This is a genomic window from Peptidiphaga sp., from assembly GCF_057238965.1.
On record NZ_DBHHEV010000073.1, the window covers coordinates 1 to 12480 of the forward strand.

Sequence of the window (12480 nt, forward strand, 5' to 3'; positions counted from 1 at the left end):
CGCCGCTCGGCAGGCGGCATCGTTCTGAGAATGCCCACGTTCGCGTCTCCCATGAGCCGGGCTGCGGCGATGCCCGTCACGAGGGACAGCTGCGCATTCCATTCCTCGACGCGCGTCATCGTGCGGTAGGAGAGCCGGTACCCGCCGTTGTGGGGCTCAACCGCCTGGGCGGGCAGCGCCAGGGAGATTCCACCGCGGGAGGCCTCGAGGATTTGGCGCTTCAAGCCGACTTCGGCGAGGAGCGCGACCTGGTCTTCCTTCACCTCCGGGGGAAGCGGAGGGCCGCCGTCAAGGGCGGATTGAACCTGGTCGTAGCTGAGCTTGGCCACGGAGCGGACGGCGGCCAGCTCGACCCACGTCCACGTGAGCTCGCCGGCGGCGTCGAGGTGGTGGTACCAGAGGTAGGCGGGGCGCTCTTCGCCGGGAAGCAGGGAGGCGGCGCCGTGCGAAAGGACCTCGGGGTGGAGGGGAATCGAGCCGTCGGGTCCGTAAAAGGTCTGCCCGCGGCGGTGGGTTTCCCCGTCCAGCGGCCCGCCCGGTTCGATGAACGTTCCGACGGCGGAGACGGCGTATCGAAGGAGGTAGCCGTCGCCTTCGCGCTCGATGAAAAACGCCTGGTCGAGGTCGAGCGAGCCGGCCGGATCGACCGTGACGAAGGGGATGTCGCACCGGTCGACGAAGCGGGCCCGGAAATCGGGGTCGTCTTTCCACCGGGCGGCGGCGCGTTCGGCGTCGGCTGCGGCCTCTGCGGGGAAGCCGGCTGCGATTCCGAGCTTTTCCCTCAGTGCGGCAAGTGCCCCGGCGACCGCGCGGGATCCGGCGACGTTCGTTTTGATGAGACGTTGTGGCACTGACTCAGCCTATCGGCGCCAAAGGAGGCTGTCACTCCGCCCAGCGGTCTAGCGTTGCGTCGGCGAACAGCGGGAAGCAGGGACCGAGGTCGGCCCGTGCCCCGGACGCCGTCGCCTTTCCCGACCTTTCGGCCTCGCTCCAGGTCAGCGAGCCGACGACGAGGTCGAGGAAGACGCCGACCTCCATTTCGACGATGTTGGGCGGGGTGCCGCGTCTGTGGGCGGGCCCCCGGCCGATCTGGACCGCCCCGGCGAAGGGAACTCGCACCTCGACGCTGCGCCCCGGGCAGCGCTGCGCAAGCTCCCGGAGGGCGAAGCGGGCGGCGGTGCGGGCCTGGCCCGCCTGCAAGGCGTCTCCGGCCGCGGCCCTGGCTAAAAGCGGCATGGCCTCATGCGGTTCGATTGTTCCCGGCATGCTCCCAAGGCTATACCCGCGCCGGGGCAATCCCGCGGTCCACCCGCCCCGCTCTCTCACATGTCATGTATTCACCACACAAAAACAGCGCGAACAGGCGTAAACTGACACGTAGGCGGAGAATCAGGCCGGCATCGCCGATTTGGGCGGGCACAACAAGGGAACGCGCCCGGCGAGGACGCGGCGCCGCACGCCCGGGGACGCCGGCGGGCCGACGCCGAAGCGTTCCCCTCGCCGCCGTCCGCGCCAATGAGGTCCGCGCATTGCAGCCCGTCCGCCCCGTTTGCCGCCTATGCCCTCTGAAGTTCGACAAAGGTTCCGCCAAATGATCGTCACCCTCACTCCAAACCCGTCTCTCGATCGCACCGTCACGCTGCCGGGCCCGCTGCTGCGCGGGGCCGTGAACCGTCTGGGCTCCGTCACGGTCGAGCCCGGCGGGAAGGGCGTCAACGTCGCCCGCGTGCTGGCCTCCTCCGGCCAGGAGGCCACGGCCCTCGTCCCCGCCGCGTCGGACGACCCGCTTCTCAGGGCGATCGATTCCCTCGGCCTGCCGGGCCTGGCCTGCCGGGCCGTTCCCGTGGCCGGGGCGGCCCGAATCAACACCGCCGTCACCGAGCCTGACGGAACGACGACGAAGCTCAACGAGTCCGGCGCGGGCCTGAGCGAGGCCGAGGTCGCAGCCGTCGAGGCCGCGCTGTCCGAGGAGCTGCGCTCCGCCTCGGACGGGCGCAGCTGGGCCGTGCTCTCCGGGTCGCTTCCGCCTGGAGCCCCAGTCGACTGGTATGTCCGCCTCGTCGGCCTGCTCCGGCCTTTGGGCGTGCGCATCGCCGTCGACACCTCGGACGCCCCGCTTGCGGCCCTGGCGGCCGGCCTTCCGGACTGCGCGCCGGACCTGATCAAGCCCAACGGGCAAGAGCTCGCTCAGCTGGCCGGCCGAGGCGCGACGGACTTGGAGGACGCCGCCGTCGCCGGCGACTTCGGTCCGGTGGCCGAGGCCGCGCGTGTCCTCGTGGAACTCGGGATCGGCGCCGTTCTGGCGACCCTGGGGCCCGCGGGAGCCGTTCTGGCCACCGGCGAAGGCGCCTGGCGCGCCACCGCCCCCTCGGTTCCTGTCGTTTCCACCGTAGGCGCGGGAGACTCGTCCATCGCGGGGTACATCCTGGCCGACGTCCGCGGCGGCGGGCAGACCGAGCGCCTGCGCGCCGCCATGGCGTACGGCTCGGCCGCGGCAAGCCTTCCCGGCACCGCCTTGCCCACGCCGCGCGATCTGCCAGCGCGAGCCTCTGAGATCGTCCGGCTCGACTGAACCCGTTTATTGCGCGTCGAGATCCCGCTGTGCCCCGTCCGGCGTCGCCGAATGCAAGCCGCGCTCCACAGGCAAATGCATAACCCAACCCAAAAGCAGAAACAGGAGCCGACCCGACCACAGGCATATAGCTCAAAGCACACCCAATTCACAGCCGAATAAACATATACAACAATATTCACGCAAATCTTCATAGAATCTGCGCGCAGACCTACACTCAATCCCCAAAAATTTTTAATCCATAGTCAAACCTAAATACGCGACAAAAATTAAACATACAAAACCAAATTTCTCCACATAAAACCAAAAAACAACCAAAGGAAAAGCAATAAAAGGAGGCACAATGACCGAGCACCACCCTAACGAGCAGACGCCGCTCATCACTCCCGCGCTCGTCGCGCTGGACGCGGCGCCAGGGGCGCACCGAAGGGACGTCATCAAGTTCCTCGCGCGCAAAATCGGGGACTCCGGGCGCGCCGACGACGCCAACGGCCTGGCCGGAGACGCCCTCGCACGCGAGGCGACCGCGCCCACCGGCATTCCCGGCGGCATAGCGATCCCGCACTGCCGCAGCGCCCATGTGCTCACCGCGAGCCTTGGCTTCGCCCGACTGGCCGAGCCGGTGGACTTCGGGGCGGACGACGACCGGCCGGCCGACATAGTCTTCATGATCGCAGCCCCCGACGGCGCAAACGACGTCCACCTCCAGCTTCTGGCCAAGCTGGCGCGCGGGCTCATGGACGACGCGTTCACAGGCGCGCTGCGCGCGGCGAAGACCCCCGAGGAGGTCGCCCGCATCGTCACCGGACAGGTTCAGCCCGAGCTGCTCGACGCGTCCGCGGAGCAGGCCGAAAGCCCGCCCGCAGGCTCGTCCGCGGGGCAGGCAAAGGACGCGGCCTCGAAGGCCGTGGAAGAAACCGCGGCCTCCAAAGCGGCCCCGGCACTCGAGGCCTCCGCGTCAAAGGCCGAGACCGCCTCGTCTTCCGCGGAGCCGGGAAAACAGGGAAAGCCCGCCGGCGGGCAAGCCCCTCGGTCCGGAAAGAAGGTGATCGTCGGCGTCACATCCTGCCCCACCGGCATCGCGCACACGTTCATGGCCGCCGAGGCCCTGGAGCGCGCGGGAAGCGAACGCGGCGTCACCGTCGCGGTCGAGGGCCAGGGTTCGGGGAAGATCGAAGCCCTCGACCCCGAGCTCGTCAAGCGGGCCGACGCCGTGGTCTTCGCCCACTCCCTTCCGATCAAGGGGATCGAGCGCTTCGCCGGAAAGCCCGTCGTCGACGTGGACGTCAAGGCCGCCGTCGACGACGCCGGAGCGCTCGTCGATCAGGCGCTGGCCGCCGCCGAGGACCCGCACGCCAAGCGAGTCCAGGCGGGCGCGGGCGCCGCGCAGGGGGCGGCCGAGGAGGAGAACGTCCACTGGGCGCGCAGGCTCCAGCAAGCTGTGATGACGGGCGTGTCCTACATGATCCCCTTCGTCGCCGCGGGCGGTCTGCTCATCGCCTTGGGGTACCTCTTCGGCGGATACGACATCGGCGGCTTCGAGCACGACGGCGCCAAGGTCGAGGTGGCCAAGAACATCGTCTCCCACTCGTCCCTGTGGAACCTTCCCGACATCGCCCAGACCGTTGGCGGGAAAGCCAACACGATGTGGGCGCCCCACGCTCTGTTCGGCTCCCCCTTCTGCGCCTACCTTGGGGCCGTCTTTTACATGATCGGCACGGCCGCCATGGGCTTCCTCGTGCCCGCCCTGGCCGGCTACATCTCCTTCGGCCTGGCCGGACGCCCGGGCATCGCCCCCGGATTCGCCATGGGCGCGGTGGCCGTCGCCGTCGACTCGGGGTTCATCGGCGGCCTCATCGGCGGAATACTCGCCGGATACGTCGCCTCGTGGCTCACCGGGTTGAGCACTCCGCGCTGGCTGCGCGGGCTCATGCCGGTGGTCGTGATCCCTCTGGCGACGACGCTGCTGGTCGGCTCCGTCATGTACATGCTGTTGGGCCGGCCTCTGGAAGCGCTCATGAACAACCTCGAACAAGGTTTGAAGTCGATGAGCGAGGGCGGAGGCTCCGTCTTCCTGGGGATCATCCTGGGCCTCATGATGTGCTTCGACTTGGGCGGCCCGATCAACAAATCCGCCTACCTCTTCGCCACCGCCGGCCTGGCGGCGGAGACCGCCGCTTCCTACGAGATCATGGCTGCGGTCATGGCCGCTGGCATGGTTCCCCCGCTGGCCCTCGCACTGGCCACCGCGGTTCGCCCCCGCCTCTTCACGAGCGGGGAGCGGGAAAACGGCAGGGCGGCGTGGCTTCTGGGAGCCTCGTTCATCTCCGAGGGGGCGATTCCCTTCGCCGCGGCCGCCCCGCTGCGGATCATCCCCGCGACCATGGCAGGCGGCGCCGTCACCGGCGCGTTGACGATGCTGATGCACGTGGGTTCCCGCGCCCCGCACGGCGGGGTCTTCGTCGCCTTCGCGATCGACGGATTCGCCGGATTCGCCCTGGCGATCCTGGCCGGCATGGCGGTCACGGCGGCCCTCGTCATCCTTTTGAAGAGCCTGAACTATGAGAAGGGCGCCGGCGACAAGAAAAGGGGCCTCGGAAAGGAAAAGCAGACGGCGGCCGCCTGAACCGACGTCCGCCTTCAACGGTTTGCGGGCGGCCGCTTCCCGGCTGCCCGCAAAGAAATTGAGTCAGAAGAATCAGACGATGCCGTGGGCGATCATGACGTCAGCCACCCTCGTGAAGCCTGCCGCGTTCGCGCCCAGCACGTAGTCTCCGGGCTTGCCGTAGAACTCGGCCGTCTCGACGCAGGCGCCGTGGATCTCCTCCATGATCCCGGCAAGCTTCTTCTCGGCGGTGGCGAAATCCCAACGCGTGCGTCCGGCGTTCTGCTCCATTTCCAGCGCGGAGGTCGCCACGCCGCCGGCGTTGGCCGCCTTTGCGGGGCCGTATAGGATTCCCGCAGCTTGGAATGCCTCGACGGCTTTCGGGGTGGAGGGCATGTTCGCCCCCTCGGAGACGGCCACACAGCCGTTCTTCAACAGCGTGGCCGCATCCTTGTCGTCAAGCTCGTTCTGGGTGGCGCAGGGAAGGGCGACGTCGACCGGAACGTCCCACACGCTGCCGTCGGCCACGAGCTTGGCGCCCGGACGGCGGGCGACGTAGTCGGCCACGCGTCCGCGTTCGACTTCCTTGACCTGCTTGAGCAGGTCAAGGTCGATGCCGGCCTCGTCGACCACGTAACCCGAGGAATCCGAGATCGTCACGGCCTTGCCGCCGAGGGCCTGGAGCTTCTCGACGGCGTAGATCGCGACGTTGCCCGAGCCGGAGACGGCGACCGTCTTGCCCTCGAGCGAGTCGCCCTTCGTGCCGAGCATCGACTGGGCGAAGAGGACCGTCCCATAGCCGGTGGCCTCGGTGCGCGCGAGCGAGCCGCCGAATCCGAGGCCCTTGCCGGTGAGGACGCCGGCGTCGTAGCGGTTGCGAAGTCGCTTGTACTGGCCGAAAAGGTAGCCGATCTCGCGGCCGCCGACGCCGATGTCGCCGGCGGGGACGTCGGTGTTCGGGCCGATGTGCCGGGAAAGCTCGGTCATGAAGGACTGGCAGAAACGCATGACCTCGGCGTCGGACTTGCCGTGCGGATCGAAGTCCGATCCCCCCTTGCCGCCGCCGATGCCCTGGCCGGTCAGGGCGTTCTTGAAGATCTGCTCGAAGCCGAGGAACTTGATGATTCCGATGTTGACCGACGGATGGAAGCGCAGGCCGCCCTTGTAGGGGCCGAGCGCCGAGTTGAACTCGATGCGGAAGCCGCGGTTGACCTGGACGTTTCCGGCGTCGTCGACCCACGGCACGCGGAAGACGATCTGCCGCTCGGGCTCGACCAAGCGCTCCAGAAGCCCGTTCTCGGCGTACTGCGGCTGCTTCTCGATCACCGGCACGAGCGAGTCGAGAACCTCGCGCACGGCCTGGTGGAATTCGAGGTCGCCGCGGTTGCGCGCGACAACCTGCTCGTAGACTTTCTCAACCTGCGCATTCATTGTGGCTCCTATCTGCCGGGCGGCAACGTGAACCGCGCGCCCGCCCCGGGTCGGTTTTACTTCGTCCATAATTATGCGCGGGAGTTTCGTTACCAAGTGAAGAAATTTCACTATTTGAGCGGGAAAACTACGTGTTTTTAGTCACGGCCCCTTGAAAAGCCAGGAAAACAGCCGAAAAGGGGCCAGCCGCCCGCGTAGCCGAAAAAGGGCCAGCCGCCCGCGTGAATGAGCAGCTGGCCCCGGATCCGGCTCGGCCCGCGTCCGATGCGGCGACGTCGGGCCTTACTCCGGCCCCGCTCCGCCTAAGCCGCGGGCCTCGCTTCCGAGGCCGCGGCGCGCAACCTCACTTTCGACGCCGCAGCGCGGCCGTCACCGCGAACAGGCCGACCACGCCCCACGCGGCGAGGAGGACCCACGAGCGCCCGGGAACCGAGAAGTCCTCGGAGGCGATGCCGCCCCGCATGACCTGCGCCATCGGCTCGAAGGGGAGCCACTGATGGGCCGTTTGGAGCCATTGCGGCAGCCTCTCGACGGGGAAGGTGATGGGGGCGAAGATCATCGAGACGAAGATGCACAGCTGGCCGACGAGCATCGCAATTTGCGCCTGGAGCAGAACGGCCGCCGTGTACCCGACGGAGGCCGCGATGAGTGAGACCAGCATGGCGCCGGGAACCGACCACCACGTGATCGACAAGTCGACGTCGAAGCGGAGCGCGCCCACGCCCACCCCAATCACGAGCCCGGGCAGCACGACAAGGCCCCACACCAAAAGGTCGCCGAGGACGAATGCGAGCCGGCCCAGGGGCAGAGTGAGCATCCAGTCGAAGCTCCCTTCGGTTCGGTACGTCCCGACGGCCTGCGTGGTCAGCGCAAAACCGAGCGTGAGGATGGACAGCGTGGGACCCGCCGTCAGAAGGTACAGGCTTTCCTGACGCCCGACGTCGCCGATGATGTAGCTGTATCCGAACACCACGGTGACGGCGATGAACAGCTGCAAAACGATGATCACCGGAGTCATGACTGAATGGCGCCTGAACTGCCATTGCATAAACAGGCCGATCTGGCCTAAAGGCCCCACCGCGCGGTTGGCCGATGCGCCGGGCGCAATGGGCTTGCCCGCTGCGGCTTTCGAGGGCCCTCCCGCATTCGGACCGCCCGCGGAAATCGCGTTGCCCGCAGCAACGCCGCCTTTTTCGATCATTTTGCCTCCTCCGGTCATGCCGCCTTCTCCTCCGCGTTCGCCGCGCCGTCGGTCGTCAGCGCCACGTATACCTCTTCCAGCGAGACCGGTCCGATCTCGTACCTGGAAATCTCCCCCGCTTCGTGGGCTCTGACGGCCCAACCGGCGGCGTCGGCCACCTCGCTCTCATGGACTTTGACGCGGATGTGCGTCGGATCGACTTTCTCGACGGGCCAAGCCGAGGGAACGGCCGGTTCGCGCCCGCGCTCGACGTCGATGTCTATGTACACCCCGTCGCCGAATTGGGAGACGACCGAGGCGGGCGTTCCCGAGGCGAGGATCTTTCCGTGGTCGAGGAGCACGAGGCTGTCGACGGCCCGCTCGGCCTCTCGGACGTTGTGCGTGACGAGCAGAACAGCCGCCCCGCGCTCGGCAACCCGGCGAACCTCGTCCCATAGCAGGCGCCTTCGCACGGGATCGACGTCGTTGGTCGGCTCGTCGAGGACGACGAGCGCCCCCGGCTGGGCCACCGCCATGGCAAAGGCGGCCAGGCGGGCGACGCCGCCGGAGACCTTCTCCGCGAGCTTGTCCGCCCACTCCCCCATGTCGAGGACGTCGATCAGTTCGCCGGCCCGGGCGCGCATCGCCCGGCGTCGGCCCCCTCGAATCCTTCCCGTCAGCTCAATCGCCTTGCGCGGGCTGATGCCGGTGATCGGCACGTTCGCCTGCGCCTGGACGCTTACGAGCCGCCTGGCAAGCTCCGGCTCGGCCACGACGTCGACGCCGCCGACGGCGATCGAACCCGAGTGCGGTCTATACAGCCCGACGACCTGATTGACGAGCGTCGTCTTGCCGGCGCCGTTGTGGCCGAGGACTCCGACCACCTCGCCGGCTTTCACGTCCATCGTGATTCCGTCGTTCGCCCGAACCAGGCGCGAGCCGGAGCCAAAGCGCTTGTGCAGGTCCTGGACGGCGAGAACCTTGTCCATCGCGTTCCCCTTCCTTTCGCTTCATGTCTTGCAAAGCAAATACCGTTCGGTATATGCCAAACAGATTATCACGGAATTGCCCCGACGCAAGCGAGGCGGTATGGAGGAAAGCTTCGAGCCCCGGCCCGAACACAGACAAAGTTGAGAAGTTTCGCGGTTTGAGGGCAAACCGGACGCGGGCAAGATTCGATTCCGAACGGTATGCTTTTGGCCGACGAAAATGGACGCCGGCCCAGCCGAGGCACGACACACCCCCATAAAATCTCGCCCCTCACCCCAAGGGCTTCTCCGCAAAAAATCTATGTTTCCGTTCGAAAGCAGCCAATTACATCTATGCCTTAGTGAAGCGTTCATTAACTATTTTTCAGCATTGGGGGCTTTGGGGAGATCTACAGCTCCGAATGACACGCACAACCCCATAGAATGGTCTTAACACCAATGAAGAAAACCAAGAGCCACAAGAAGGGAACGATGCTCCAAGAGTTTTCGGGTATTGATCGCGCGCAGAGCACGCTCGACAGCAAAATGACCGAGGCGCAGGAGAATCTCCTCCGCGCAAAAAATCTCATGCAAAAAGTAAACAGCCTAGAGGGAAGCGCCGAAAGCGAGGACGGCAGGGTTTTCATAACTGTGAACAACGCCGGCGGACTTGTGGACATCGGGCTCGCCGAGGACGCCGTAGAACTGAAGACCCAGGAATTGACCGCCCTCATCATGTCTACATTCCGCGAAGCCCGCCGCAAAATGACGGACAGCTACGCCGATTTGGTCTACGACGAACTCGGCGAAGACTCCGCCGTCGCAAAGGAAGGCGTGCGGCAGATGCGCACGCGCCTCGCGGACGAAGGCAGCACCGACGACGACCGATTCCACAAAGCGATTTCAAACCTATGGAGGCAAAGATGAATGTGAAAGTAGAGCCCGCCGTGCTGCGGGCCCACGCGGCGAAAGTCGCCGACATCAGCGACGGCGTGGCCAGCGCGAAGTCAGCCTCGGCGGCCACGAACCTCGGAGGGGGAGCCTTCGGCATCCTGTGCTCGTTCATGGTCCCGCCGCTATCGGCAGTCAAGACGGTCGCCGACCTCGCGATCGACGCCGCCGCCGGGGCCGTTGAAAAAACGGTGGGCGACTTGAAGCAGGCGGCCGATTCCTACGAGGACGCCGACGTCATGAACTCGCAGACGATCAACCAGATCACGGCGCTCATGGGAGGCCAGTGATGGCGGCCCAAGCGTCGGTGTCCGGCCCCGCGGAAGTCTCGCCGCTGTCCGGCCTCGGCCTCATCGAGGACGGGCAGGACCTCAACGAAGCCATGGAAAGCAACTCCTGGGTCGCCGAATCCCTGGCGGCCTTCGGCACAGCCATGGACGTGCAGCAACTCGTGTCGGATCCCCTCCAAACCCTCATGTCGTGGGGAATCTCGTGGCTTCTCGACCACATGTCGCCGCTCAAGGACTGGCTGAACGAGCTCGCGGGCAACCCGGGAGAAGTCCAAAGCTTCGCGGCCACATGGACGTCCATAGGCGAGTCGCTGCAAACCAACTCCGCCGATCTGGCCGGGGCCGTGGCAGGCGACCTCGAGGGGCAAGAAGGCATGGGAATCGCCGCCTACAGCGCCCTGCAAACCGACATCGCCAAGCACGTCGAACTCGCCGGAACCTGCTCGAACGCAATGTCCACCGCCCTGGGTGTGGCTTCGCCGATCGTCCACGTCGTCCACGTCTTGGTTGGCGACGCGATCGCCGACATTGTCGCGGCCATTGCGGCGAAAGCTGTCGAATTGGCCATTTCCTGCGGAGCCCTGGCCCCCAAGATTGTCACGGACATCGCGTCTTTGGCCTTGGAATGGGCGGGCAAACTCCGCAGGTACGTCGACGATCTTCTGTCCTCGGGAAAGAGGCTTTCGAAGCTCTCCGACGACCTGTCGGGCCTGTTCACGCGTCTGAAAGACGCCATGGCGAACATCAAGGGCGGGGCGGCAAGCGACGCCATCAAGCAGAGCGACGACGTCGCCTCTTCGATGAGCCACGCCTTGCCCGGCGGATCGAAGGGCATCGAGATGCCTCCCAAACCGGATCCGATAAACCCCGGGGGAAGCGTCGAAAGACGATGGCCCTACAACGGAGGCCCGGACGGAAACGGCAGTTACGTCGACTATCATCTCGACTCCAAGGGCAATGTAACGATGACTGAAGGCGTTTTCGATGAAGACAACATTGTCAATGCACGCCGAGACACGACACCCGGCGACGTCAATCATCACCACCGAGGAGGCCTCAGCAGGCTCGACGCAGACGATCGCTCCGCATTCAGGGACGCCCATGGGCTCAAAGGAACGACCGACGACGCGGGCCACATGGCGAACGTCCAGGTGATGCCGCCCACGCGGGCGCGACTGCTCGACGAACAGTTCCCCTTTGACGACGCCTACGGCGGCAGACACGCGGCGGCGCAAGAGCCTCTCGCCACGATGAGGCAGAACTTGGCGGACCCCAACCATCCGGCGCAGACTTGGAGCGACGCATTCGAAGAGCTTTCTCCGAGAGACCAGAAACTTGTCAAGGATCTGGAAAACCAAGAAAACGGCCTGAACTTCGCCGCTCAGGACAGAAGCCTCAATCGAGGCAGCTTCCGAACGCAGTTCGAGGGGCCGACGCTCGACGCCTCAGGCCCGCGTCAGTTCAGCGTTGAGCAAGTTGGACACAACGCCGGCGGGCGGCCTTCGGGATTCAACGTCTCAAGCAGTACGATCGGCACGAACGGTTCGACATCGACGATCGTGCCTCCGACCTTCTTCCCCAATTGACCATCCTCCATTGAATTCCCTTGGTAAAATGTTGCCTGACGTTGGCGCCTAGCTTAGACACGTCGAATCGACTGATTCGACGCCGCAGCAAAGCGTTTTGCCTTTCACACGGCAACCCAAGAGACAATGCCTGACAGAAACGAGGCGATGCCCCAATGACCGAATCCAATGTCAGCAAACTGCCGCCTTCACAAAAGATAAACGACGAGTACACATTCAAACTGTTGGGAATTCTCAGCAGAGCCGCCCAAGAAACCGCCAAGGGATGGAGCAAACTCGGACTGCTCCTCAATTTTGATCGCAGCTCCAACAACCTTCTTACCTACTCCGAAGTCGTGTGGAGAGACGAACACTATGACAGCTGGATCTCCGAGAAGGAGCAGGGAGAGCTGATCACAGCAGCTCTGTACTGGCTTAAAGCGCTGATGGAAGCGGGCTTCGACCACTGGACCGCCATGTTCCTGGGGCTTGACTCCAACAGGCGTTTTGTCTGGATACCCAATTACGACGCCGACTACGGCCCCTGGAAGATCGATTTCGACGGCGACAACTGGCCGGCGGTCGAAGAAGGTCTGAAGAAGCTCTAGGACACTTGGACTCTATGCGGAGGGCGGCTCTCCCGAGACGGGGCCGCCCTCCGCCTCGCTTTGGCATCAATACAAAGGACACGACCCGCCTCTCATCACGTGAAGCAGGCCTGCCATGCGGTTTCAGCCTACAGTCGGCTCTGCCCTATACAGGCGCCGACGCCTGCCACAAACTCACCGGCTCGACCCTGTCCACGGCCGCCTGCAGGAAAGCAATTCGGACCTTGCTCGCCTCCGGCAGCCTCGGCGGTCTCGTGCGCGAGCTGCCGGAGGCGAGCGTCCCTTCTGCGAATGCTCTTTCTCAAGGGAC

At 65.4% G+C, this 12480-nt stretch carries 11 protein-coding genes; 6 read left to right on the top strand and 5 right to left on the bottom strand.

Annotation, left to right across the window (positions count from 1 at the left end; all coding sequences use genetic code 11):
- On the bottom strand, window positions 1–851 hold an 851-nt coding region (locus tag ACO48X_RS08675; RefSeq protein ID WP_485001685.1), incomplete at its 3' end, for an RNB domain-containing ribonuclease.
- Window positions 852–882: 31 nt separating this feature from the next.
- A complete protein-coding gene (locus ACO48X_RS08680) occupies window positions 883–1266 on the bottom strand; it encodes a sterol carrier family protein (protein WP_485001686.1) in 384 nt (127 codons plus the stop codon).
- A gap of 325 nt (window positions 1267–1591) precedes the next feature.
- Here ACO48X_RS08680 and ACO48X_RS08685 point away from each other — a divergent pair, with 325 nt between their 5' ends.
- Together ACO48X_RS08685 and ACO48X_RS08690 are read left to right on the top strand one after the other, a co-directional pair.
- Window positions 1592–2572, top strand: coding sequence for a 1-phosphofructokinase family hexose kinase (locus ACO48X_RS08685; protein WP_485001687.1), 981 nt, complete (start codon window positions 1592–1594; stop codon window positions 2570–2572).
- Between the two features lie 343 nt (window positions 2573–2915).
- Window positions 2916–5198, top strand: coding sequence for a PTS fructose transporter subunit IIABC (locus ACO48X_RS08690; protein WP_485001689.1), 2283 nt, complete (start codon window positions 2916–2918; stop codon window positions 5196–5198).
- A gap of 72 nt (window positions 5199–5270) precedes the next feature.
- Here the strand turns inward: ACO48X_RS08690 and gdhA are convergent, their stop codons facing one another.
- From gdhA to ACO48X_RS08705, 3 genes are all read right to left on the bottom strand, one after another.
- Complete coding sequence (gene gdhA / locus ACO48X_RS08695; RefSeq protein ID WP_485001691.1) at window positions 5271–6608, bottom strand: NADP-specific glutamate dehydrogenase; 1338 nt, start codon at window positions 6606–6608, stop codon at window positions 5271–5273.
- A 343-nt stretch (window positions 6609–6951) separates the two neighbouring features.
- Window positions 6952–7809: an ABC transporter permease gene (locus tag ACO48X_RS08700; protein WP_485001692.1), complete on the bottom strand. Its 858-nt coding sequence runs from the start codon at window positions 7807–7809 to the stop codon at window positions 6952–6954.
- 14 nt (window positions 7810–7823) lie between these two features.
- Complete coding sequence (locus tag ACO48X_RS08705; protein WP_485001693.1) at window positions 7824–8777, bottom strand: ABC transporter ATP-binding protein; 954 nt, start codon at window positions 8775–8777, stop codon at window positions 7824–7826.
- A gap of 438 nt (window positions 8778–9215) precedes the next feature.
- Between ACO48X_RS08705 and ACO48X_RS08710 the strand changes: the two genes are divergently transcribed.
- The 4 genes from ACO48X_RS08710 (at window position 9216) to ACO48X_RS08725 (ending at window position 12170) form a co-directional block, all read left to right on the top strand.
- Window positions 9216–9683: a YbaB/EbfC family nucleoid-associated protein gene (locus ACO48X_RS08710; RefSeq protein WP_485001694.1), complete on the top strand. Its 468-nt coding sequence runs from the start codon at window positions 9216–9218 to the stop codon at window positions 9681–9683.
- Window positions 9680–9997: a type VII secretion target gene (locus ACO48X_RS08715; protein WP_485001695.1), complete on the top strand. Its 318-nt coding sequence runs from the start codon at window positions 9680–9682 to the stop codon at window positions 9995–9997. The genes ACO48X_RS08710 and ACO48X_RS08715 overlap by 4 nt, the downstream gene beginning before the upstream one ends.
- Window positions 9997–11583: a hypothetical protein gene (locus ACO48X_RS08720; protein ID WP_485001696.1), complete on the top strand. Its 1587-nt coding sequence runs from the start codon at window positions 9997–9999 to the stop codon at window positions 11581–11583. The genes ACO48X_RS08715 and ACO48X_RS08720 overlap by 1 nt, the downstream gene beginning before the upstream one ends.
- Window positions 11584–11738: 155 nt before the next feature.
- Window positions 11739–12170, top strand: coding sequence for a hypothetical protein (locus ACO48X_RS08725; protein WP_485001697.1), 432 nt, complete (start codon window positions 11739–11741; stop codon window positions 12168–12170).
- The last annotated feature ends 310 nt before the right edge of the window (window positions 12171–12480 follow it).

Excerpts from the sequence above, each read along its gene's own strand:
- ACO48X_RS08680 (WP_485001686.1), bottom strand. The coding sequence starts at position 1,266 with ATGCCGGGAACAATCGAACCGCATGAGGCCATGCCGCTTTTAGCCAGG.
- ACO48X_RS08685 (WP_485001687.1), top strand. The coding sequence starts at position 1,592 with ATGATCGTCACCCTCACTCCAAACCCGTCTCTCGATCGCACCGTCACG.
- ACO48X_RS08690 (WP_485001689.1), top strand. The coding sequence starts at position 2,916 with ATGACCGAGCACCACCCTAACGAGCAGACGCCGCTCATCACTCCCGCG.
- gdhA (WP_485001691.1), bottom strand. The coding sequence starts at position 6,608 with ATGAATGCGCAGGTTGAGAAAGTCTACGAGCAGGTTGTCGCGCGCAAC.
- ACO48X_RS08700 (WP_485001692.1), bottom strand. The coding sequence starts at position 7,809 with ATGATCGAAAAAGGCGGCGTTGCTGCGGGCAACGCGATTTCCGCGGGC.
- ACO48X_RS08705 (WP_485001693.1), bottom strand. The coding sequence starts at position 8,777 with ATGGACAAGGTTCTCGCCGTCCAGGACCTGCACAAGCGCTTTGGCTCC.
- ACO48X_RS08710 (WP_485001694.1), top strand. The coding sequence starts at position 9,216 with ATGAAGAAAACCAAGAGCCACAAGAAGGGAACGATGCTCCAAGAGTTT.
- ACO48X_RS08715 (WP_485001695.1), top strand. The coding sequence starts at position 9,680 with ATGAATGTGAAAGTAGAGCCCGCCGTGCTGCGGGCCCACGCGGCGAAA.
- ACO48X_RS08720 (WP_485001696.1), top strand. The coding sequence starts at position 9,997 with ATGGCGGCCCAAGCGTCGGTGTCCGGCCCCGCGGAAGTCTCGCCGCTG.
- ACO48X_RS08725 (WP_485001697.1), top strand. The coding sequence starts at position 11,739 with ATGACCGAATCCAATGTCAGCAAACTGCCGCCTTCACAAAAGATAAAC.